Raw genomic sequence first — 24,452 nt, 5'->3', positions numbered from 1 at the left:
CTACACCAAATTTTCTTTTCATCAACCAGTTACCTAATAAAAAAACTTCTTGCAAAAGTCTACTCAACTTTTAACAAGAAGCTTTTTTTATTCGTTTGATTTCAAAGCATCAATCATATTGATATTTTTCAGCTTGAAGTGGGTCGCTATCATAACGATAACTGTAAATTCAATAGTCAAAACAGCAGAAAGAGCATATGCTTTCCAAGTGATCACTAAGGGGAAGATCACCGTCTCCATTGAAGCCTGTTGTAAAATAAAGTCAGTTAGGACGTAGCCGATGCCAAATCCACCTACAATACCAACTAAAGTAAAAATAATATTCTCCCTCACAATATACATCGTTACTTCTTTATCAAAAAAGCCTAGTACTTTGATCGTTGATAATTCCCGCACTCGTTCAGAAATATTGATATTGGTTAAATTATACAACACGATAAACGCTAACAGCCCTGATAAAACGACAAAAATCACAACGATTGAATCGAGGTTCGCAAGTGATTCTTCTTGGGTTTCCATTTGTTTCGAAACAAATGATGTATTTGTTACTGCATTGGTTCCCAATAGCTTTTCTGACAAAGCATTCTCTTGTTTTTTAGACATTGGGTCAGCTTGAACTAAATAAGCATTTGTAGAAGCTTCGTTTCCTGATACTTTTTGATAATAGGCAGGGCTCATATAAACAAAGTTTCCTAAATAGTTTTGAGCAATGGCTTTCACCGTAACCGATAACTCTTTTTGGTCATCCGTGTACAATGAAAGGCGGTCTCCTTCAGATACATCAAACAGTTCGGCAGCTTTTTGTGTGAGGACGATTCCTGAATCATTCAACTCCATGTTACGTCCTTTTAATGAGATCAAGTGAATAAACGGTGATAGACCTTTTGACGTTTCCGGTATGATCATCGTAACGCTTTGAGTCGCTTGTCCTTGTTGCCGAAGCTCGATCGTTTGCATGTTTACTGCTAGCAAATCAGTAATTTTCGGATCGGATTCTAACTGTTCCTTTGCTTTTGTTTCACTGTTTTCTGTTTCTCCATCTAAAGTGACAATTGCTTGGTAATTCGTAATTGGGCCAAATTGTTTATCAGAAACAGAGCTTAAAGAGTCTTTCAATCCTACGCCTGCTACCATTAAACCAGCACAACCAGCAATCCCAACGATTGCCATAAACATTCTGGATTTATAACGGAACAGATTTCGATAACTGATTTTCTGATTAAAGCTTAATCTTGACCACAGTGGTGTGATATATTCCAATAATATTCTTTTGCCTGGTTTTGGCGCTTTGGGTTGTAATAAAGCTGCCGGTCTTTCTCTTAAATCTTTGAATAAGACAATCATCGCTGCACCAAATGCAGCGATAAAAAACGCCACTGCCGCTTGTAAAATCGGAGACCAATCATAAAAAATGACTGCTGATCCGATATCATAGCGTTCATTCGATAGTTCAAAAATAATTCTTGGTAATAGATTGGTTCCTAAGACGGTTCCTAAAATAATTCCTAGACCAGAAGCTAAACTTGCATAAATAGCATATTTTTTTGCAATTTCAAATTTAGTATAGCCTAATGCTTTCAACGTACCGATTTCTCGTCGGTTTTCTTCGACCATCCGTGTCATCGTCGTAAAAGTGATCAATGCTGCAATAAAGAAGAAGAAAACAGGAAAAACATTAGCAATGGCTGCGATCCGTTCAGCTAAATCACCAAATTCTTGAAAGCCCACATTATCGGAACGCTCTTGGAAACGATAGGTTGGTTTTTCCAAACGATTGATCTTTTCTTCATTTTCGGTAATTTGGGCCTGTGCATCATTCAGTTTTTCTTGTTGTTCAGCGACTCGCTTTTCTTGCTCAGCTAGCTGTGCTTCTTGCGTAGCTAGTTCATTAGTTGCTACTGTTCGTTGTACTTCAGGCAATTGTTCGAGCATTGAACGTTGTTGCTCTAGTTGGGCTCTGGCAGCTGCCAATTGACTTTGTGCCAGACTAATTTGTTCTTGACCAGCACTCACCTTTTCTTTTTCTGGTTGTAAAGACTCCTTAGCTTGTTCCCTTAGTTCAGTTAAACGTGCAGCTGGTCGATCTTGAAAAAGTTTCTCCACGCTTTTTTGGTTTTGTGCCATTTTGTCCCGATATTCTTTACTATAAGTATCAAAGGATGAAACATTTTTAAACGTTAAGTAAATAACCGATTGAATGTCTGTGTTAAATTCTGTTTCAGGTAAATAAACAAAATAATCGATCGTGCCGTTCCCGACATTGGCAAAACCACGTTCTAAATTATTGATGAAAAGTGGCGATCGTACAAATCCAACAATTTGATAGTCTTTCTTTTTCACGTTGTCAGAATCGATCGTATACGTTTCGCCTATTTTATAGCCTAGACTTTTTGCTTTTTCATCTAGTACGAGTTCGTCTTTATTCTTTGGTAAATGCCCATCTACTACTTCTAAAAGGTTTTGTTTATTTGATTTTTTATAAGAAAAAACTTGCACAACTTCGTTTTTACTTGAGCTGGAATAATAAAATTGTTTTCCCGTTTCCAGTTGTGCATCAGGGATTTTTTCGGCTCTAGTTACGTCTTGTTCCGTTAAACCACCAGTTGAAATGATTTGTAAATCCGATAGATTGCCTTTTTCAACATAGTGATCCATCGTTTTTTGCATAACCGGCCCCGCCGTTTTAACGCCTACGAATAACAAGGTCCCTAGCAAAATGATCAATACAATGGCAATAAATCTGCCTTTCGATTGTTTGATTTCTCTAGCACTTGCTTTAAGATATGTTTTTGTTTTCATAGCCCCTCCTTACCACACAATCTCATCAATGGTTGAAGGATGATCGTTTGTTTCAATCGAACGGACTTTCGCATCGTTGATATGGATGACACGATCAGCAATCGGTGCTAAGGCAGAATTATGAGTAATGATCAACACCGTATTTCCATGTTCTCTACTCGCATTTTGTAATAACTTCAACACCTGTTTCCCTGTTTCAAAATCCAACGCACCTGTTGGTTCATCACATAGAAGTAATTTCGGATTTTTTGCTAATGCTCGAGCAATGGAAACACGCTGCTGTTCTCCTCCTGAAAGCTGTGAAGGAAAATTGTCCAGCCGATGTGCCAGACCTACTTGTGTCAATACCTCCACTGGATCTAACGCATCTGGTGAAACTTCTGTTGCCAACTCGACATTTTCTTTTGCTGTTAAATTCGGTACCAAATTATAAAATTGAAATACAAATCCGACATCTGTTCGACGATAGGCGGTCAATTGTTTATCGTTGAACTGAGCGATGTCTGTCTGATCAATGATGATTTGCCCTTCATCTGGCTTATCCATCCCGCCTAATATATTAAGAACAGTTGACTTCCCTGCACCACTTGGACCAAGTATAATGACTAGTTCTCCTTTTTTGATCGCAAATGAAATATTATCATTTGCGGTAATCGTTGTTTCTCCCATTTTGTACCGTTTACATTCGTTGATTACTTCTACATAGCTCATCCTTCTTCTCTCATCTCCATCTCTTTACGAATAAAGTCGCTACTTTTTATTTTACCATTGAAATGAATCAGACTAAAGATTTGATAGACGATTCATTGACAAATACAGAAATTATGTTTTACTTACATGGAAAACGATCTATTTATTGAAAGAAGGAAAACCCATGACTACTACAAAATCACCTATTCCACTCGAATTAGCAAAAACAGCTTTTTTACCGATCGATCTCCAAAAAGGAATTGTGAATTCTGGGCAATTATTCCCTTATGATGCAACCACCATCCTCTCAAACAATCAACTGATTGCTGAGCAGTTAAAGCATACACCTGCTTGGAATATACTAGTCAATGTCGATATTACCAGCTTTCAGTATTTGAGTGCTAAAAATGACCGAGCACAAGCAGGTTCTTTTTATACCCCCCCTAAAGAATTTACTGATTTATTACTTGAACCTACCACCAAAGGAACACAAAACACACTCACGATCACTAAACATAATCCAAGTGCTTTTTTTGGAACGTCTTTAGATGCCCAACTTCGTCGAAGAAAGATCGATACGCTCATTCTTTCAGGTGTAGCAACTTCAAACGGTGTCTATGCCACCGCTTTAGATGCTTTTCAACATGGTTACCATGTTATTGTTATCGAAGATGGTTGTAGTGATCGAGATCTAGAACTTCATACGCTCTTTTTTGAAAAAATGTTTCCAAAAACAGCACGGGTGCGTACAACCAAAGAAATCCTTCAAGCAATCGAAGAAGCCAGATAAAGGAACCAAACACGCCTTGTTTTTCATTTACATTGCTGGTTTTCCATGGGAAAATAAAAGTAACCGTTAGATAGGAGTATCAGAATGAAGAAAAAGAAAATAACGATTAAAGACGTGGCAAAACATTCTGGTGTTTCCATTGCCACTGTTTCATTGATTTTAAATGGTAATGAAGAAAAATTCAGCGCTAAAACAGTTGAAAAAGTGCTTGCTTCAAAAGACATTCTCGGCTATCAACCTGACTATGTCGCTCGCCAAATGATTACGAAAGAAACAAAAACGATCGGTGTCCTCGTGCCGGATATCACCAACCCTTTTTTTAATACGCTAATGCGTGGAATTGAAGATGTGTTATACAAACAAAACTTCGTGACGATTTTATGTAACGCTGATTCTGACCATCAAAAAGAAATTGAGTATTTAGCCGAATTAGCACGACGAGGCGTCGATGGGTTTATCATAGCTACTTCCGCTGTTTCGACTACAGCAATCAATGAAAATCTCAAGAAACAAAATCGACCTTTTATTGTGTTGGATCAAAAAAAGGCTGAAGGATTTAGTGATGCGATCAGCACAGATGATTTTCGTGGAGGATACTTGGCTGGTACACACTTACTTCATTTAGGTCACCAATCCATTGCGCTCGTTTATCCACAAAATCCCCCTGAAAACGTCTATCGTAGGATCGAGGGTTTTAAACATGCACTAGATTTTTATCAGCTCTCGCACGACAATTTATTGTTACTACCTACTCATTTTTCTAAAAATGGTGGGTACCAGGTCGTTCCAACGATTCTTAATTCCTCTGCGACCGCAATCTTTGCCTTAAACGACGAGCTCGCTTTTGGTATTTATCGTGGGTTGGAAGAACATGGAAAGAAAATCCCCGAAGATTATAGTGTGATTGGATACGATAATGTGGATATGTGTGAATATGTCAAACCAAAATTAACGACGATCGCTCAACCAATTTTTGAATTAGGTCAATCTGCTGCTCAATTATTATTAGCCCGTATCCAGTCGCCTGAAAAAGAATGGAGCGAAAAATTATTACCAGTAGAATTGAAAAAAAGAGCTTCAACTAAGCGTGTAAGTAGCATTTGTGAATAAATTATGAAGAAAAAAATAAAACATGATGAAGTATTTTTGTGTTTTATTTTTTTTTGTTTTTTACGGTCGTTATTTTTACAAATATTTTGTAGAAATCTATCTCCTTTGGTACAATTTAAGTAGTATGACCATTTCCCCCAAATTTGTTCTCCCCCAACAAATTAATGGCATGCAGAATAATTAAAATGTTAAAGCGAAGCGACTTATTAGAAAAAAGAATCGTAGCTTATTAATCAAAAAAATCAGATCTTTGTTATGTATTAACAACAGTTGCATGAGCATAGAGACTCGTCACAAGCAAAAAGAAAAGGAGTACCGCATATGAACAAAAATAAAGCAATACGCCTACTTGCTGCATCTTGGCTGATTGCTCCAACGATTTTATCGACTCAAGCTGTTTTTGCAACAGAAAACCAACCAACAACTACAAGTAGCTCACTTGTTTCGGGAAGTGATTCTGTAACTTCAACAGCCTCAAGTACAGACACAACTGAATCGTCCACCACAGATTCATCAGCCACAACTGGCTCAACGGGCGAATCATCAACCACTGATTCATCAACGACTGAAACAGGTGAATCAACTGAGAAACCTGCGGAAGAAGTTGCGACACATACACTGACAGTTAATCCCGAATTACTGGGGAAAATTAAGCTGTCTGTTATCAGTAACGCCCCTCGAGAAGAAAAAGAGTTGACCATCCAACCTAATGGCACGGTCAGTGGGTTGAAAGAAGGAACGAAAGTGTTCTATGAAATCACCCCTCCTAAAGGTGAAAAATTACTTTCTTTCCAAGTAAATGGTGCCCAAGAAGTGAATTATCAAAAAAGATTCTTTGTTGTTGGTGTAATGGATCTATCATTGACTGCTTCATTCAACACACCAACTGTTCCATCTGAAGACTCTTCTACTCAGGATACGACTAATTCAGCCGGAAATACCCAAGATTCTTCTCAAACGACAAAGCCTAATGATACAACGAAACCTAGCACAGACAAAAATAAACCAACTGATAGTTCAAAAGAACAATCGAAACCGTCAACGTCAACCAGTAACGATTCAGTTGTTTCAGCGAATACCAATAATTCTTCCAATCACCAAACAAATGACAAAAATAAAGGTCAACAGTCAGGAATTGAAAATCCTGTAGACGGGTCCTCCGATTTTGTCAGCAAAACACCGATTGAAACAACTTTACCAACAAACACGACAGCAGTTCAAAAAGAAATCGTGAAAGAAGCCTATAAATATTTAGGCAGACCCTACGTTTGGGGAGCAAAAGGACCAAGTACATTTGACTGTTCGGGTTTAGCTTATTATGTTTACATGAAGGCCACTGGTCATTATATCGGTGGATGGACAGGTGAACAACAATACGCTGGAACACAGATTCCAATAGATCAAGCACAACCAGGTGACTTAGTATTCTGGGGACCTTCCTCAGGTGTCACTCATCACGTTGGGATTTATATTGGTAATGGACAATTTATTCATGCCCCTCAACCAGGTGACAAAGTTCGGATTACTTCAATTGCTGATTTCAGACCAGATTTTGCAGTACGTGTCAATATCGCAGGTCTACCAAGCGTGACTGACCAACTGAAAAACCAGTCGATTTTAGATGGTTTAAATGATTCATTCAACTTTACAAAAAATCAAACAACGGATCAGTTTTTGAAAAAAATTGCTACAAGCGCGCAAGAAATTGGTCAAAAAGAAGGCATTTACGCTTCTGTTATGATGGCTCAAGCGATTTTAGAAAGTGGTTCTGGCAATAGTTTGTTGGCAAGTGAACCAAACTATAATCTGTTTGGCATAAAAGGAACTTATGAAGGAAAAAGTGTTTTGTTCAATACTTTGGAACAAGACAGCAACGGTGCAAATTACCAAATCCATGCAACCTTCCGTAAATACCCTTCTTATAAAGAAAGCTTAGAAGACTATGCGAAATTGATCAAAGGCGGGTTGTCCAATAACAAAGATTTCTACAAACCAACTTGGAAATCTGAAGCCAAAAGTTATAAAGAGGCAACGAAGTATCTGGAAGGCCGCTATGCTACAGATAAACAATACGCCAAAAAATTGAATGCGATCATTGAATCGTATGATTTAACTAAATACGATGAACCGAAAAAAGAAGATAATAAAGAAACCAAAGTTAAAAATGTTTCAAAACCTTTGGTAGTACCTGTGTCTTGGGATAAAAATGAGATGTCGCTAGTTGATGTAGACACTTGGTCTTTAAAAACAATTAGGAAAAAACCAGAATATCTTTCTACAATGAAAACACCAAATTACTGGGAATTGTACTTGCAACTATCTGCCAGAGAAATTCCAAAAACGACTGTCATTAAAGTCAAAGCCGATACCATTCCTTTATTGAAAAACTTAGCGATCATCCATCCATCGTGGAGTAGATTAACTTAAAAAAAGCTATGACAGAAGTGTCTAGCTCTGAAAACAAGCCGGAGAAGAGGTTGAGACAAGTTTTGTCTCAGTCTCTTCTCCGGCTTATTCATGTTTAGAGTGAACGTGTGATGTCTCAGATGTTTTTTGTTTTAGCGTACACAAAAAGCACACAACCTTGTAAGATTCAAGTAACGAACAAAAATCAAAGGAGTGTGCCTTTTGTTAAACTATTGGATCGTCCATCAAACCACTTCAGTAACCCATATGGAACAATTTATTCCAGAAGCTGATATTACCTAGTCAATACCTCAGATGAACCAATGCTTCTTTTTCGTCTCTTTAACAAGTGCTATCGATGAAACCAACCAATTTCACTTATTTAGAGTATTTTTATTTCTCTCTTTTCAAAACAATACTTGTATATAACCAAACAGTCAATACATAGTAAATAAAGTACATGACAAAGAAAATTCCGAACGGTATCAACACATCACGATATGGATCATTCATTAAAAATTCAAATAGTCTTAAACCAAATAAGACATGGATCGCTCCTAAAATACCAGGTGCTAAGAATAAAACACCAATTTCTCGTCGAATCGATTGTCTTAATAAGCCACGAGTCGCACCGATTTTTTCTAACATCGTATATCGACCAATATCGCTCTTACTACCTGAAAGAATCTTAAACATCAAGCAACTTGCTAACATCGCTAAGAACGCAATTCCTAGGAAGAAGCCCATAAATTCCATCCCTGAGAAAATACCATTCACTTGTTGATACATTTCATATTTTTGTCCACTCATGGCTTGGTAATCTTTCAACTCTGGATTGACTTGATTATTTTCTTTTACTAATGTTTCGATACCTGGTAAACTTGCTTCAAAATCTTTGACTGTAATTAATTGTAGCGTTGTTTCTGGCAGCGCTAATTGATCGAATTCACTCGCACGAACTAATTTTATTCCCTTCGCTTGTTGCGTAGGTAATTCGTTTTGTCTTAATGTCTCTTGCAACTCACTTGAATTTGCGATTTCTTCACCAGTTGCTGTCTTTACTTTGTTATCCGCAAAAGTGTTCCCACTATATGCAATATATCTAAGCGGCTCTTTTTCCCATTCATCATAATTGTAATAAACGTATTGTTCATCTTCTTTTTGAGCATAGATGTTATTTGACGTTGGATTTAGTTCTCTGACTTTTCCTTGGTCAATCTTTTGTGCATTGTTTAGAACTAAATCATAAGCGTTTGATGAATTGGTCAATGCGGAGATTTGATTTCTGAATCCTAAACCAACCGTTAACGCTCCTAAAGCTAAAGCAAATAAGATCGCTACCATTGAAAGCATTTGCGTATAGTCCCGAATCCTAAAGCTTAATTGTGATAAGGTAAAGTTGTTCAACTTTTTCAATGAGATACCTTCTGATTTTTTCAGTAAAGACAAGAAGAAAATAATCACTGAATGGAAAATGAAATAGGTTCCCAGACAAATCGTTACGAGAGAAATCCCTAAACCAGACAATCCAATACGTGCAATTTCTGATAGAACGTAATAACCAACGCCTAATAAAACAACCCCTAATACAACTTCAAGTAAAAATAAAAATTTATTTTGTTTCATTCGTGTTGGTGTAGCTTCCGCACGAATCAATGTAAGAATTGGCTTTTTCACAATTGAAAAAGCATTGGTGATTGCTGCTAATAAAAACAAAACAGCAAAAAAGAAAAGAGTGATCAGAATACCCTTTACACTAAATGGTGTAAAATGTGTAATTGAAATGTTTAATTGTTCAACGAGTATTCGTTCCACAATACTTGTTAGCCCTACACCAATCGCAGAGCCAACGACGGTCGCCGTTGCACCCACAACAAATGTTTCGGTAAAAATCATTTGTGCAATTTTTCTGCCCTTAGCCCCTAACATCATAAACATTGCATAATCTTTCTGACGCATCGCCATTAAAAATGAATTAGCATAAAGGATGTATACAAAAGTAATGATTGCTAATAATACCGAGCCAAAATGAAAAATTAAAACAGTTGATCCAACGGTAGAATTACTTTCTAAAAACGCTTCATTGCTTGCGATTGACTCGAACATATAAAAAATAGCTGAAGTCATAACCAAACCTGAAAATAAAACAATATAATCTCTTAAACGCCCTTTAATCCCAGTAAGCGATAATTTCCAAAGCATGTTTTTTCCTCCCCTTACTGTTCTAGATTTCCTAAGATCGTTAGAATATGACGATAAAACTCATCACGGCTTTGTTCGCCACGTTTGACTTCTTCGTGGATACCGCCATCTTTGATAAATAAGATTCGTTCACAGTAGCTAGCAGAAAACGGATCATGTGTTACTAATAGAATTGAAACATCATCTTTTTGATTCAATTCTTTCATCGTATCTAGCAAATCACGCGCACTCTTAGAATCTAAAGCTCCAGTCGGTTCATCACCTAATAAGATCGTTGGTTGTGTAACCAAGGCACGAGCTGCTGCTACCCGTTGTTTTTGACCACCTGAAATTTCAGAAGGATAACTTCCCATGATATGAGAAATCGATAAACGTTCTGCTACTGCTTTGACCCGTCGCTTGATTTCTTTAGGTTTAACACCTTGTAAGGAAAGTGGTACTGCAATGTTTTCTTGTGCAGTTAAGTTTTCTAGTAAATTAAAATCTTGGAAAATAAAGCCAATCTCTTTCGCACGAAAGTCTGCTAATTGGTTTCCTTTTAACTTTGTTACATCGTTTTGATTGATTCGGATATTTCCGTCTGTGGGTTTGTCTAATGTAGATAAAATATTTAACAAGGTTGATTTACCAGATCCAGAAGCCCCCATGATTCCGATAAATTCTCCTTTTTCTACTGTAAAGCTGATCCCACTTAAGGCTTGTGTTTTCTTCTCATTATTCTTACCGTAGATTTTTGTTACATTTTGAACCTCAACAATTTTTTCCATTTTCATCTATCCTTTACTTAGTTTTTCTTGTGCTAACTTAGGTATATCGTTTTGTTTGACTTCTTCATAAGAAGTGACACCTTTGCTTTTATTCCATGTAATCTCTAAATAGGCTCCTTTTCTTAAAGGACGCGGTTTTTGTCCATTAAATGTTAATATTTTTTCACTTCCCTTTTCATCATATCCGGGAAGAGTATATTTATATTGGATGGTTATTTCATTACGATTATCTTTTATTTCCTCTTTTTCTCCATCTGTCGTAATTTTGACATAGTAGCTATCGCCACCCATGATCATTCGATCCGCAATTTTTAGGCCCCCAAAGATAAAAACTACCGAACCTAATACCAACGCTGCAATGGAAATGCCAATCCCGACCAGTAGTTTCTTCATTTCCTCTCCTTCTTTCACATATGATAGGGCAATTATAAAAAAAAAGACCGTATTTTACCTTTGATTTAACTGTCAAATATCTTTCAATATTGTCATTTATCTATCACAAAGCAAAAGAGTGATTCGCAAGCTTGAATCGAATTGTTTTTTATTTAGATGATAGTTTGATGAATTTTATAAAAAGAAGTTGAGATAAAAGTGTTTAGCATCAAGAAATAAGAAGGAATTTCCGAAAACTGCTTCTCAAATTTTTTTAAGATGCTGCTTTGATTTTACCGTGAACAAGAGGTCAGCTCTTTGAACGCCGTTTATTCGTTTTTAGAAATACTAAAAAAGACTGAGTTTTGGCTCAGTCTCTGACTACTCTACTGTTCTATTATAGAAAAAATACAGTTGAAAAATTCGTTACAATCATACGATATTTACTCAATAATGGCTATTTTTCTTTCACTGTCCCTGTATTAATGACTGGTTGTGTTCCTTTATCTGTAATAATCGAAACAAGTAGGTTATTGATCAATTGGACTTTCCGATCATCTGTGAAATTGATTTCTTGTCCTGTTTCAATTTGTTCCAATGCCATTTGTGTCATCGTAACTGCTCCTTCAACGATCGTTTGCCGAGCAGATAAAATAGCTTTTGCTTGTTGTCTTTGTAACATTGCACTAGCAATTTCAGTCGCATACGCTAGATGATTCAATCTCGTTTCAATCACCTCGACCCCAGCAACAGATAACCGCTCCTGAAGCTCGTTTGCTAATTCATCAGAAATGGCAGTCGTATTGCCACGCAAAGTCAAATCTTCTTCATTGAAAGTATCATAAGGGTATTGGCTGGCAATATGACGAATCGCTGTCTCACTTTGAATCTCAACAAAATCTTGGTAATACGCCACATCGAACAACGCCTTAGCCGTGTCAACAACTTTAAAAACTACGACGGCAGATATTTCGATGGGATTGCCATCTAAATCGTTCACCTTTAAAACCGAACTGTTAAAATTTCGTACTTTTAAAGATAAGTTGATTTTTTGTGCAAACGGAACCGTTAAGAAAAACCCACTTTCTCGTATCGTCCCAATGTACTGTCCAAAAAACAAAATAACTTTTGCTTGGTTGGGACTAACAACCGTTGCGGAGCTTAGTAGTGCAATAGCAATCAACCAACAAACGAAACCCATGACCGTCTGGAAGATCGCTCCACTTGTCATGCCAAAATAGAATAAGAAGCCGCCGATACCAACTAATAACACCAAACCGATCAATCCAATATACCCATTTACATAAACCGCTTTCTTTTCACTCATCACTTAGTTCCTTTCTTAGACCATTCCTACATGATTGGTTTCTTTCTAATCCGTGCCATCACTCCCTCTAATTCTAATTCCTTATCTTCTGTGATATACCAACCGCTCACTTGTGGTCCTCCGGAAGTTTGGGGTAGATATTCTAACCTTGTGCGTACCCAATGTTTTTCTTCGGTAAAATAATCTTCCACTAAAATCTCTAAATCAATTCCTGCAGAAAGAATCAAATTCTCTCGAACTGATTTGAACACAAAACGCTCTTTTTCTTCGTCGTACTTTAAGATCCCTGTATCTAAAATCGGCAAAGAGTAATAGTCTAATTCCCTCTTTACTTTCAATAAATGATGGAATACTTCATTGTAAACTTGTTCTAATTGCCGACCTTCTGAGTTATTCGGGTAATCGATCATCACACGTTCTTTTTTTGTATCATAATATTTATGATTAAGTTCCGTGAGATAATTATGTAATTTTGTTATTTCTAACTGTAGCTCTTCTCGTTTCGCTTCATCTATTCTCATCTATTTTTCCACCTTATTATCTCAGCTGTGTTTTCTCTATTTTCTCTTATTTTACTACAGATTTGTAAGTTAAGCGATGAAAAAAATCGTTCTTCCCCATGATACTGACCGATGTCTTAGCATCCTAACAGTCATGTCTGTTATATTAGCTAACCTATCTGAGAAACTATCTATCAAACACCTACCTGAGATAAAAGATGTAAAATCGTTATCTAAATGTGAATAATCCGTTATTCGAAAAAAATTTTACGTGGATCATCATCCATAATCAACGACCGTCATTCAAAATCTTTTGAAAAAAATCGCTTAATCAAAAAATCGAAAAGTTCCAAAAATAGTTGCACCTATCTTTGAACCTCTTCGATTTATTTCTCTTTACTTCCTCTTAATGACAGACTTTATCCTTTTTAAACATCATACTGATGGTTTTCGTCAGCTATAACCACACTGCTATCATAACCAGTGATTTTTATATTGTTTTCTCCTTTGATCACTGTTTTGATTGGTAATTCTTCATTATTTTTTGTGACAGTTGACATCCCTAATAGATCAATATCTAATCCAATCTCTCCATTATCAAGAAAGTCTACATAGCAATTTTCTAACATAACTGTTCCTTGAGTATTTTTGAATCCATTTAAGAATAGATTCCCATACTTGGCATTCAATTCGATGTTTGAAATATCTGAATTATCAATATTTACATAACTTTGCACAGAATTTACTTTAACTTTTTTTCCATCAACTTTATTAAATGTAATGTATCCACCATTATTTGTAACGGAAACATTCTCACTCACTACGTCATTTAATAAAAGTTGTCCTTGCTCTCCTTCTAACACAAGTTGATCTAAAGGAAGTTCGCTAGGAACTGTCAGGGTGATTTTGGATGTGTTATTCATTACATGAAACAAGACGTTTTGTTCACGACCATTTCCGTTAATCGTCAAAGTATCGCCTTTAGTAGTGACTTGAGGTTTACTTGCTTTTTCATACGTAGAGTTAACTTCAAAATTTTTGCCACGTTTGATCTCAACTTGTTGGTATTGCGCATTGACCACTATTTTGTTGATTTTTTCTTTTGTCGATATCACTTGTGAGTCATGGTTCATTTCGACCAATTGAGGGCCATTTTCCCAAGCAAGGCTTCGGTGCGTCCCAAACGCATAGGTTGTCCCAGCAAGTAAGCCACCACTAACCATCAAGCCTAGACCAGCCATTAAAAAATATTTTAATTTCATCTTCACACCTCTTTTTCTTATAACTTCGACGAATGAATCGCACGTCTCGTTACAAAACGACGTCCAACCCACTTCACAAAATTCATCATCATTTTAAATATCCATTTTGTCATTTTCAGAAGGAGCGGCGCACAGAAGACGACGGTTCCAGTAGCGAATAGCCCTAATCCAACGTAAAATAATCCACTTTCTATCGACTGCCCCAACACACCAATACCCGAAACAACTGAAAATAATCCAAGCCCTAAAACAGTAATACAACCGACATAACCACCTACCAGCAAAGCGACTAATAGACATAATAACCCCACGATCACTGCAACAAAACCAATCGCCAAAGGAATCAACAGAGGGGAGGCACATAAGCCAATCACGATCATCCAAATCAACCGAATTTGTCGTTTAGAACTTCTTGGGTTGACTTCATCTGTTGCTGAATCATCTTGTTCAGAGAAATAATTGATTTTCAATTTAAGCGCAAACTGTTTAGGCGTACCATATTCTTCAATGATTTGATCAATTGTTTTGCCAGAATCTAAAAAATATTCTTCATAATATTGAATCAAATCGAATCGGTCATCTTCAGGAATCTCTTGGATTTCCTCTATTACCTCATCTAAATATTCATTCATGTTTATTATCCTCCAATAATCGATTTAAGGAATCTCGAAAGACGATCCACTCATCAATAATATCTTCTAACCGATTATACCCCGCTGGTGTTAATTGATAATATCGACGATTTCTTCCTTCAAAGGGTTCATCATAAGTATCTAAAAATCCTTCTTTTTTTAACCTTCTTAAGACGGGATACATCGTTGACTCACTTACCGACAGGCTTTCCTGTACGATTTTAGTCAACGCATAGCCATACATATCTTCTTTACTCAATGCAGCTAATACCGTGCCATCAAGTAATATCGTTGGAACTTGGATGTGCATTCCTTCACCTTCTTTTATACAATATCTTCTTTCACAACATATTATACTACATATAATATTGTTTTAAAATATAAATGTTGATTATTTTTAAATAAAACAGCATAATAGTCAGATCTAAAATCTATAAATAACGCTCCGAAATCAATTGCTGCTTCAGATTATTAGAGTTGAGCCATTTGAGAAAGACAAAAACATACTAAGATTAGTCGACGGAATACCTTACCCACTCATCTTAGTATGTTTCTTTTATCACGTAATTGATCTGGTTCTGGTTCATAATAAAACAATTGAACAGATCAACTACTTCATCATTAAAGTTTAGCTTTTTATTTTTTCAAGCTGATCACAGCTGTGGTTCCTACCTCAGGAATGCTGTTATAGCGTATCGTACCCTCATGCAATTCAAGGATTTTTTTTACCAAAGACAATCCCAAGCCATTGCCAGCCATCTGACGGCTTGTGTCTCCTTGATAAAATTTTTCAAAAATGCGATTTTGAGTTTCTTCGTTCATCCCTACACCTGAATCCGTTACTTCCAATAAAATATCTGTAGCATTTTGAGTCAAACGAATTTCGATCTTGCCATCAGGTTGATTATACTTGATCGCATTATCCATGATATTCAACCACACCTGGTATAAAAATTCTTCGTTTCCCTCATAAAAGACCGTATCCAAATCGATATGCAACTTCAACCCTTCCCATTTAGGTTGCAAAAACACGATGACTTCTCGTATTTGTTCATCTAAACGAAATTTATGCTTTTCGATTTTGACACTTTGGTTTTCTAACTTATTTAGTTTCAAGATATTTTCAGTCAACTGTGAGAGCTGAGTAATATTTTCAATCAATCGTTGCAAAAACACTTGCTTCTCTTCTTCTGGAATATCTGGTGCTTGTAACAATTGGACATAGCCTTGGATCGTCGCTAGTGGTGTTTTAAACTCATGTGAAACACTCGAAACAAAATCATTTCTTAGCGTTTCGATGCTATTGAGTTCTTGGACCATCACGTTGAAATCTTTATATAACTGTTGGACTTCTGCGACTTTGGGAGGTTCCTCCATTCGAATAGAAAAATCACCTGTAGCTACTTTACTCATATTTTTACGTAGTTCACTGATTGGCTTCAAGATCCTATGACCGACAAAGCCAGAGATTACCGTGCCGACGATCATGCTAAAAAAAGCAAAAACGAATAACGGATAGAGTGTTGGTCGTTCAGACGGCGTAACGTTTTGATGAGAAAGCAAAAAAATAAAGCCTAAGAAGCACAGTAGAGTCACTAATATTGAAACAAACACAATGCTAGCAAAGTAGATCCACAGTTGAGAGTATAATTTCTTTTTCATCTTTTGACCTCCGCTTTATACCCGAGTCCTCTAACGGTGATGAGCTGGAAATCTTCACTTGCTTCAAAACGTGTCCTTAATCGTTTGATATGTACATCGATCGTTCGTTCTTCTGTATTTGTATCCAGCCCCCAAATATCGTCCATCAATTGTTGTCTCGTAAAAATCTTATTCGGATAAGCTAACAGTTTGTAAAGCAAAAGAAATTCTTTCTGAGGCAGCACACTGACCTTTTCATTTTGTCTTACTTCATACGTTTCCTGATCTAAGGTAGTATTTCCAATATTCAATTGATTACTATGATTGATTTTTGCTCGCCTTAATAACGCTTCCACACGTAAAACCATTTCATTGACATCTACGGGTTTCGTCATGTAATCATCCGTTCCTAACTGGAAACCACGTTTTTTATCTTCAAAATCGGCTTTAGCCGTGATCATCAGCACAGGAAGCTCTATTTTTCCATCTCGTAAACTTTCCAACAATTCATAACCATCCATCTCAGGCATCATGATATCGGTAATAATCAATTCTACATGAAAATTTTCCAATCGTGCTAGTGCTTCTGTTCCACTACTAGCTGTGACTACCGAAAAACCAGCATGTTCTAATACTGAACGATAAAGCAATTGTAAATTTTCATCATCTTCTACTACTAATATACGGTTCATTTTATTCCCTCGATTTTTTGAAAAATTTCTTGTTTCTTTCTGATTGTTCATATTGAGTTAACATTCATTGATTATACTGCGTTTATTGTTCTGATATACTTTTAAGTATACCGAATATTCTAATAAGAAAGAAGGACGAATATGCTACAACTTAAAGATATAAAGAAATATTATAAAGTTGGCGAAACAACGACTAAAGCATTAGATGGCGTATCTGTTGCCTTTAGAAAAAAAGAATTTGTTGCCATTCTTGGTCCAAGTGGTTCAGGAAAAACAACGATGTTGAATGTCATCGGTGGCTTAGACAACTATGATTCCGGAGATATGGTGATCAACGGAAAGTCCACAAAAGACTTTAAAGATAGTGATTGGGATGCTTACCGAAATAATTCGATTGGTTTTATTTTTCAAAGTTATAACTTGATTGGACATTTAGGAATCATCGAAAATGTTGAATTAGGGATGACACTTAGCGGTGTGGCAAAAGAAGAAAAACGCCAAAAGGCTGAGGAAGCCTTACGCCGTGTCGGTTTAACGGACCATATGCACAAAAAACCAAACCAATTATCTGGCGGACAAATGCAACGGGTCGCAATTGCTCGTGCTTTAGCCAACGATCCAGATATCCTCTTATGCGATGAACCAACTGGAGCACTAGATACCGAAACAAGTATCCAAATCATGGAATTGATCCAAGAACTATCTAATGAGAAGCTAGTAATCATGGTTACCCATAACCCTGATCTTGCTCATCAATATGCAGATCGAATCATTGAATTTTCAGATGGTAAAATCTTGGCAGATTCACATCCGCATATCGAACGACCAAAAGATGATCAATTCAATCTACGTCGGACAAAAATGAGTTTCTGGACAGCCTTGAAACTTTCATTTAATAATATCCGCACGAAAAAGGGACGAACATTTTTGACGTCCTTTGCTTCCAGTATTGGGATCATCGGGATTGCGATCGTCTTGGCATTATCTTCAGGTTTCCAAAAACAAATTGATAAAACACAGTCTGAAACGATGGCAAAATTCCCGATCACTATCTCCAAAGTGACAACCAATCGTTCAACAGATTCTGCTTCATTGGGTACTAGTAAAGCGGATTATCCAAATACAAAACAGGTAACTGCTAAAATCAGTGATGAAGATAAAGCACAGCACACTAATAAAATCGACCAATCTTATGTAGATTATGTCAAAGATATCGATCCTAATTTAAGTAATAATATTGGCTTTACTCGTGCTACTGGTATCAATATGCTTCGCCAAGTTGATGGTAAAGTGCAACCAGTAAGTTTCTCTAACCAAAACCCTGAAAACGAATCATTATCATTATCAAGCACGATGTCTGCTATGACGGGTGTCGGTGTTTCCAGTTTTCCAACACAGTTAGACAATCAAAAAGAAAACTTTTTAAAAGCGAACTATTCACTGCTTTCAGGAAGTTATCCTGATTCTGCAAATGACGTGGTCTTAATCGTAGATGGTAACAACAATACAAATATCAATGCCTTGAAAAACCTGGGCTTTGATGTAAAAGACGGTCAAAAATTAGACTTTGATCGCATTGTTGGGACAACTTTCAAAGTGATCAACAACAATGATTACTACACGAAATTACCTACTGGAAACTTTATTCCAAATACTGATTATGATACGATGTATGCTAATTCAACGAACGAAGTAAAAATTGCAGGGATTTTACGAGTGAAATCTTCTTCAACAATGAATCTTCTTTCCCCTGGAATCGCATATAGTGATCAATTAACGACACAAATCGTTAACGAAAATAAAGATTCTGAGATTGTAAAAGCGCAAAAAGATAGTGATACGAATGTGATGTCCAACGAAAAAGTGGATGAGACAGCTAAACAATCACTGATCAGCTATTTAGGCGGTGATAGCATTCCAACTAGCATCATGATCTATCCAAATAACTTTGGTGACAAAGAAAAAATCCTTGATTACTTAGATGCTTACAACAAAGGAAAAGCAGAAGAAGATAAAATCATTTACTCTGACTTAGCAGGAACAATGACTGAATTGACTGGTGGATTGATGGATGCCATCACTTATGTATTGGTTGCTTTTGCTGGTATCTCACTAGTGACAAGTATGATCATGATCAGTATTATCACGTATACTTCAGTCATCGAACGTACCAAAGAAATCGGGGTGTTAAAAGCATTAGGGGCTCGTAAAAAAGATATCACTCGTGTCTTTGATGCAGAAACTTGTATCTTAGGAATCTCTTCGGGCTTATTAGGTGTTTTGATTGCTTGGTTAGCAACGTTCCCAATCAATCATTTACTCTATCAAATGACTGATTTAAAAAATGTGGCTCAATTGAACCCACTCCATGCACTGATCCTCGTGATCGTCTCTACGATCTTAACGATGTTAGGTGGGCACATCCCAGCAAGAATGGCTGCTAAAAAAGATGCAGCGATTGCTTTGCGGGCAGAATAAACGATTGATATTGTTTGAAAGAGCTTGAGAAGTCCTTAGCAGCAAGAAATAAGAAGGAATTTCCGTCAATTGACAAGAAACACAAATACTTGTTTTCCCTGTTAATTGTCGTCTACTTGGTTCTTCTCAAATTTTTGGACAATTTCGGCTTATTGCCGAAGGTCAGACTTTGAACACTATTTATTCTTTTTTAGAGATACTAGAAGAAACTGAGACAAGTTTTAGCTCAGTTTCTTCTTTATTTTTTAGTCAGTAATATTATGTGTTAGAAACAACATAGCATGCACTGTTGACTGGATTGTAAGAATAGTAGATGTACCACTCTTGCGTGTAGACCCCCCCAGCACATATTGCTTCTCCAATTGCAACTTTAGAGCTGTAGGTATTCCCTATTTCTGTACCTATGTTTTTTACAGTTAAATGATAGAATATGCATCTTTTAGAAAACGCTTAAATAGCCAAAATTATTTTTATGTATTTGAAACTTTTTCCTATTTATTTGACTCTAATAGATGTAAGAGAAAAAATCTTTATGAAGTGGGAGGAAAATCGTGTGCCCAGTGATTTATTTTTAGTAAAAAAAGCAAAGGAGGGAGATAAAGAGGCATTTGTCCAATTGTTTAAAAGTTATGAAGCTGTTCTCTATAATACAGCGCGTAAGTTTTTGAACAATTCAGAAGACATTGCAGATTGTTTACAAGAAACAGCATTGACGGCCTACAAAAATATCCAAAGCGTGCAAAAACCAGAATATTTTAACACCTGGTTATGCAAAATTCTCATTAATAATTGCAAAAAAATTCTCAAAAAATCAAAGAAAGAAACTTTTTATGTAGAATACGAGGAAGAAAAAAATACAACGATACGTTCAATGGAATTAAAACACATGCTACAAAAATTAGATTTGAAATATCGAATTCCGTTGGTGCTCTATTACTATAATGGGTTTTCCATCACAGAAATCAGCACGATATTATCTGAACCAGTCAATACAGTGAAGACACACCTTGCTCGAGGGAAAAAACTACTAAAAATAGAGGAGAGCTAGGAGGAGAAAAAATGACTATTTCTGAAAAGAAATTTATGGAAGAACTCAAAAAAGAGGAACGCTTACCCTCAGAAGTACGAACCAAATTAGAAGCCACCTATGACTCTATACGAAAGGAGAAACAGGTTCCACTTAAAAACTACATAAAAAAACGGGTTTATTTGATAGCTGTTGCCGTATTTCTCATAAGTATCTGTTTGTATGCTTACTCACCCTTAGGCACTGCAACTGCTAATTTTTTACGGTTTGGGAAATTTACTTCTGAAACATTGAATCATGAAGGGTTTATTTCCAGCCAACAACTTACAGCTTATGATAAAAAAGCAGATATACAGTTAACAGAACTCTATGTAGATAAAAATGAACTAGGGTTACATTTTACTGTTCATCTTCCAAAAAACTCGGAGCTTTTAAACAAAAAATGGGAGAAATATGGATTAAATTTTGGGATCAAAAATGGGCAAGATCAGTATTTGATTGATTTTCGTTCAGGACTAGCAGAAGAAAAAGAAGACTTGTCGCTATTCCGTTCGATCAATGAGGAACAGAGCATTGATCGAGAAACAAACACATTGGAATTTATTTACAATCTACATCCTACAAAAACGGGCTCGGTTCCCTCTCTTGAAGAGACAACCATACAAATCAATGGCATCACAGCCTATAAAGCAAGTGACCCAAAAGTATATTCTATTTTTAAAGGCGAATGGGAACTACCTATTGATACAAGTAAGATCAACTATTTTGACGAAATAAATTTTACTCCAAAAAATAATCACCTTTTACCGATTGAGCGAGCAATGGCATATCCTACTAATTTTGTCATTCGTTTTAAAGATGAACAAGACTTTTTGAAAAAGTTGCCAAAACCAAAAAGTAATGCCGACAACAATATTCAATTAAAAATAGTAACTAAAAAGACGACAACCTATTACCCATATTCTAAATTTACTTCTGTTACTGAAGGGTCAAATAACTATTGGGATATGACTTTTGACTATTCTGGATATGATCAACAAGCCTCGATTTATCTCGAATTGAAAGGAATCGGAGAAATTGAGTTAGAAAAATAGATCGGATTGTGGCAAATCCATCATGGTAGTTAATAAAAAATGAGCAGAAGACAACTATCTTCTGCTTTAATTTTTTGGAATCACTTCTACAGAAACGATATCACCGATGTCTTTCTCAATTTTTTTACGAATATCTTTACGTATCCCTAAGATGTAGCAAATTGTTCCATCTTCGTTTTTTACCCCCATATTCACAATACTTCCCTCATATGCTACTCCATCAAATGTCGCTTGAACTTTGACTCGGCCTACACCAAACTCTTCTCTGAGATCATAAGGAAAAATGATATATGCGCCACCCTTACCTATTTCAGAAGCATAAATTTTTGACTGGAAAGAATATTTTTTTTGCATTTCCCCACCCCTTTTTTGTTCAGTATAACAAAAAAAAGGACTCTCCACAGCTGATCGTTCAACTGTATGGAGGAGCCCTTTTTGAAATTAACTGATTCTTGCACTTACTTGATTAGCTGACTATTTATTTGCTTTGACTTCTTCAACTAATTTCGTTAATGCTTGTTGTTGGAATTGCGTTGCTAATTCTTTTGACAATGTTGCTTGTTCTTCTGGCGTCATGGCTGGATTTTCAGTCATAGCTTTCATCAGACCTTCTTGTACAAAAGCCTTTGCGTCGCTTTCCATCGTACTTTGTTGTTCTTTTACTCGTTGCGCTAATGTTTTTGCTTGATCCGTACTTAATTCGATCCAATCAGCTGGAATTTTAAAGGTGTTCACACGACTTGCATACTCGTGGTTATTGTCCGCTAGATTGAACCAGAATTTATACATATCATTTTTATAGACCCAATAAGTTGTTTTTGCTACTTTTTGCGCTTGACCAGTCGTACGTTCTACTTTATTGGTTTCATTATCAGTACCGGTAGCTTTTGGTTTCTTTTGGTCTTCATTCGTACGGTAAAGGTAGACTTTTTCAGTCCCGTCACCTAATGCTTGATATAAAAGCATATTTGCACTATCTGAATCAGCACTTGATACGATGTTAGTGGTTTTCGTTTCAGTTACTTTTTCCATACCAAAATGGTTGGATAAATTAGCCACGATCAACCCTAAGGATGCCACAAAGACTAACCCAAAAAGTAATGATACAATTGTTTGCCAAGCTTTTTTTGCAAAGATATTCATTAGGGCAAAAGCCACTAAACTAATGATCAATACGAAAATAATCATGCTTTATCCCCCGCTTTCGCTAGAACAGGTTCTTTTCTCTTCAATAAGAAGGCAATCACAAAACCAATCACACCAAAGACGATCGCCACAAAGAATGCTGCGTGGTAACCAGATAATGTCGCATTGATCGCTTGGTCTTTATAAGTTAAAGGCGTGCTTTCTAAGACTGATTTTGCAGGTAGATTATCTTTTGTTACATTGGTCAATACACTGATCAAAATAGCTGTCCCAATCGAACTAGCAATTTGTCGGAAGGTATTGTTTACTGCAGTCCCATGACTGATCAGTTTGTTTGGTAAAGCATTCATACCAGATGTTGTTACTGGCATCATAACCATAGAGATCCCAAACATCCGAATCGCATAGAGAACAACAATATATAAAATAGGCGTTGTTTTTGTTAAGAAAGCAAATGGTGCTGTTGCAGCGGTTAGCACGAACATCCCGACAATCGCTAAACGTTTTGCACCGTGTTTATCAAAGATCGCACCTGTGATCGGCATCATCGCCCCCATAATCAAGGCACCGGGTAGTAACATCAAGCCAGAATGAAAAGCTGATTCGCCACGGATATTTTGGATATATAGAGGAACAACCATTTCAGCACCGACCATCGCCATATTCGTTACACCAGCTAAAACTGCTGCAATCGTAAAGGTTGATGATTTAAATACACGCAGTTCCAAGAATGGATTTTCCAAACGAAGTTGGCGCCATGCAAATAAGGCAATAAATATTACCCCTACGATCAAGAAGCCGATCACTTTCGCACTGCCCCATCCAGCATCACCGACACTTGAAAATCCATAAAGCAAACTACCAAATCCAATTGTTGAAAGGATAGCAGATAGAATATCGATACTTGGATTTGATAACGGAATAACGCTTCGCATCAAGAAAAAGGCTAAGACCAAAACTAAGACGACAATTGGTAAGACCATACCAAATAGATCACGCCAATGATAGTTATCAATAATATAACCTGATAATGTTGGTCCTAAAGCTGGAGCCAATCCAATAACGATTCCTGACATCCCCATGGCAGATCCTCTTTTTTCTGGTGGGAAAATCGATAACATAATATTTTGTAATAAAGGCATTGAAACACCCACACCACAGGCTTGGATCAAACGTCCAATCAATAAAGTACTAAAGTTAGGGGCAACAAAACAGGTAATTGTTCCGATTAAAAAGACTGACATTGCTGATAAATATAAACTTCTTGAACTAAATTTATTGATCAGCCAAGCAGTAATCGGAATCATGATTCCGTTAACCAATAAGAACCCTGTTGTTAGCCATTGAACACTTGATGCAGAGATATCAAAATCTTTCATCAGCGTAGGAAAAGCTGTAGTTAATAAGGTTTGATTTAATACCGTACAAAAGGTACCAATCAATAAAACGACAACTAATAGTGTCCGATTATATGGTTTGCCGTAAATATCTACGGGTTGATTTTTATTCATATTTCT

21 protein-coding genes are annotated in these 24,452 nt (G+C 36.5%); 6 read left to right on the top strand and 15 right to left on the bottom strand.

Features of this window, described 5'->3' with window-relative positions; genetic code table 11:
- Positions 1 to 87 precede the first annotated feature (87 nt).
- Positions 88 to 2,799, bottom strand: coding sequence for an ABC transporter permease (locus tag IGL28_RS01490; protein ID WP_081128205.1), 2,712 nt, complete (start codon positions 2,797 to 2,799; stop codon positions 88 to 90).
- A gap of 9 nt (positions 2,800 to 2,808) precedes the next feature.
- On the bottom strand, positions 2,809 to 3,510 hold the full coding sequence (locus tag IGL28_RS01485; RefSeq protein ID WP_010720230.1) for an ABC transporter ATP-binding protein: 702 nt from the start codon (positions 3,508 to 3,510) through the stop codon (positions 2,809 to 2,811).
- Positions 3,511 to 3,673: 163 nt separating this feature from the next.
- Here IGL28_RS01485 and IGL28_RS01480 point away from each other — a divergent pair, with 163 nt between their 5' ends.
- The 3 genes from IGL28_RS01480 to IGL28_RS01470 all read left to right on the top strand — a co-directional run bounded on the left by IGL28_RS01480 (position 3,674) and on the right by IGL28_RS01470 (position 7,816).
- Positions 3,674 to 4,279 (top strand): cysteine hydrolase, encoded by a 606-nt coding sequence (locus IGL28_RS01480; protein ID WP_010720231.1) that lies wholly within the window; start codon positions 3,674 to 3,676, stop codon positions 4,277 to 4,279.
- Positions 4,280 to 4,363: 84 nt separating this feature from the next.
- Positions 4,364 to 5,389, top strand: a complete 1,026-nt coding sequence (gene rbsR / locus IGL28_RS01475) for a ribose utilization transcriptional repressor RbsR (RefSeq protein ID WP_010720232.1) — start codon at positions 4,364 to 4,366, stop codon at positions 5,387 to 5,389.
- Positions 5,390 to 5,710: 321 nt separating this feature from the next.
- Positions 5,711 to 7,816: a glucosaminidase domain-containing protein gene (locus IGL28_RS01470; RefSeq protein ID WP_081204163.1), complete on the top strand. Its 2,106-nt coding sequence runs from the start codon at positions 5,711 to 5,713 to the stop codon at positions 7,814 to 7,816.
- A gap of 372 nt (positions 7,817 to 8,188) precedes the next feature.
- On the opposite strand, the gene IGL28_RS01465 is transcribed toward IGL28_RS01470, so the two are convergent.
- The 10 genes from IGL28_RS01465 to IGL28_RS01420 form a co-directional block, all read right to left on the bottom strand.
- Complete coding sequence (locus tag IGL28_RS01465) at positions 8,189 to 9,997, bottom strand: FtsX-like permease family protein (protein WP_081128209.1); 1,809 nt, start codon at positions 9,995 to 9,997, stop codon at positions 8,189 to 8,191.
- A gap of 14 nt (positions 9,998 to 10,011) precedes the next feature.
- On the bottom strand, positions 10,012 to 10,764 hold the full coding sequence (locus IGL28_RS01460; RefSeq protein ID WP_010720235.1) for an ABC transporter ATP-binding protein: 753 nt from the start codon (positions 10,762 to 10,764) through the stop codon (positions 10,012 to 10,014).
- 6 nt (positions 10,765 to 10,770) lie between these two features.
- Positions 10,771 to 11,157 carry a YxeA family protein gene (locus IGL28_RS01455; protein WP_034699252.1) on the bottom strand — a complete coding sequence of 129 codons (387 nt, stop codon included), beginning with the start codon at positions 11,155 to 11,157 and terminating at the stop codon, positions 10,771 to 10,773.
- Between the two features lie 436 nt (positions 11,158 to 11,593).
- Positions 11,594 to 12,463: an SPFH domain-containing protein gene (locus IGL28_RS01450; protein WP_034699254.1), complete on the bottom strand. Its 870-nt coding sequence runs from the start codon at positions 12,461 to 12,463 to the stop codon at positions 11,594 to 11,596.
- 26 nt (positions 12,464 to 12,489) lie between these two features.
- A complete protein-coding gene (locus tag IGL28_RS01445; RefSeq protein ID WP_010720238.1) occupies positions 12,490 to 12,984 on the bottom strand; it encodes a DUF5348 domain-containing protein in 495 nt (164 codons plus the stop codon).
- 407 nt (positions 12,985 to 13,391) lie between these two features.
- Positions 13,392 to 14,225 (bottom strand): DUF4097 family beta strand repeat-containing protein, encoded by an 834-nt coding sequence (locus tag IGL28_RS01440; RefSeq protein WP_010736937.1) that lies wholly within the window; start codon positions 14,223 to 14,225, stop codon positions 13,392 to 13,394.
- A gap of 17 nt (positions 14,226 to 14,242) precedes the next feature.
- The gene (locus IGL28_RS01435) at positions 14,243 to 14,857 is read right to left on the bottom strand and encodes a DUF1700 domain-containing protein (protein WP_010720241.1); all 615 of its coding nucleotides are present in this window, start codon (positions 14,855 to 14,857) and stop codon (positions 14,243 to 14,245) included.
- The gene (locus tag IGL28_RS01430) at positions 14,850 to 15,167 is read right to left on the bottom strand and encodes a PadR family transcriptional regulator (protein ID WP_010736935.1); all 318 of its coding nucleotides are present in this window, start codon (positions 15,165 to 15,167) and stop codon (positions 14,850 to 14,852) included. The genes IGL28_RS01435 and IGL28_RS01430 overlap by 8 nt, the downstream gene beginning before the upstream one ends.
- 326 nt (positions 15,168 to 15,493) lie before the next feature.
- Entirely contained in the window at positions 15,494 to 16,519 is a 1,026-nt protein-coding gene (locus IGL28_RS01425) for a HAMP domain-containing sensor histidine kinase (protein WP_010736934.1), read from the bottom strand.
- Positions 16,516 to 17,190, bottom strand: a complete 675-nt coding sequence (locus tag IGL28_RS01420; RefSeq protein ID WP_010720244.1) for a response regulator transcription factor — start codon at positions 17,188 to 17,190, stop codon at positions 16,516 to 16,518. Before IGL28_RS01420 ends, IGL28_RS01425 begins: the two co-directional genes overlap by 4 nt.
- 141 nt (positions 17,191 to 17,331) lie before the next feature.
- Here IGL28_RS01420 and IGL28_RS01415 point away from each other — a divergent pair, with 141 nt between their 5' ends.
- The 3 genes from IGL28_RS01415 to IGL28_RS01405 all read left to right on the top strand — a co-directional run bounded on the left by IGL28_RS01415 (position 17,332) and on the right by IGL28_RS01405 (position 21,789).
- On the top strand, positions 17,332 to 19,668 hold the full coding sequence (locus IGL28_RS01415) for an ABC transporter ATP-binding protein/permease (protein ID WP_081128211.1): 2,337 nt from the start codon (positions 17,332 to 17,334) through the stop codon (positions 19,666 to 19,668).
- Positions 19,669 to 20,140: 472 nt separating this feature from the next.
- Positions 20,141 to 20,716, top strand: a complete 576-nt coding sequence (locus IGL28_RS01410) for an RNA polymerase sigma factor (protein ID WP_251850032.1) — start codon at positions 20,141 to 20,143, stop codon at positions 20,714 to 20,716.
- An 11-nt stretch (positions 20,717 to 20,727) separates the two neighbouring features.
- Positions 20,728 to 21,789: a hypothetical protein gene (locus IGL28_RS01405; protein ID WP_081128215.1), complete on the top strand. Its 1,062-nt coding sequence runs from the start codon at positions 20,728 to 20,730 to the stop codon at positions 21,787 to 21,789.
- 66 nt (positions 21,790 to 21,855) lie between these two features.
- Here IGL28_RS01405 and IGL28_RS01400 read toward each other — a convergent pair whose 3' ends face one another.
- From IGL28_RS01400 to IGL28_RS01390, 3 genes are all read right to left on the bottom strand, one after another.
- A complete protein-coding gene (locus IGL28_RS01400; RefSeq protein WP_034699260.1) occupies positions 21,856 to 22,143 on the bottom strand; it encodes a DUF1905 domain-containing protein in 288 nt (95 codons plus the stop codon).
- 120 nt (positions 22,144 to 22,263) lie between these two features.
- A complete protein-coding gene (locus tag IGL28_RS01395; protein WP_081128217.1) occupies positions 22,264 to 22,977 on the bottom strand; it encodes a DUF4811 domain-containing protein in 714 nt (237 codons plus the stop codon).
- Positions 22,974 to 24,446, bottom strand: a complete 1,473-nt coding sequence (locus tag IGL28_RS01390; RefSeq protein ID WP_034699264.1) for an MDR family MFS transporter — start codon at positions 24,444 to 24,446, stop codon at positions 22,974 to 22,976. Before IGL28_RS01390 ends, IGL28_RS01395 begins: the two co-directional genes overlap by 4 nt.
- Between the last annotated feature and the right edge of the window lie 6 nt (positions 24,447 to 24,452).

Source organism: Enterococcus sp. AZ077 (assembly GCF_051714965.1).
GTDB classification, from domain to species: Bacteria; Bacillota; Bacilli; order Lactobacillales; family Enterococcaceae; genus Enterococcus_B; species Enterococcus_B hirae.
The sequence above is the reverse complement of the archived record's forward strand: the minus strand, read 5'-3'. Positions and strand labels throughout refer to the sequence as shown.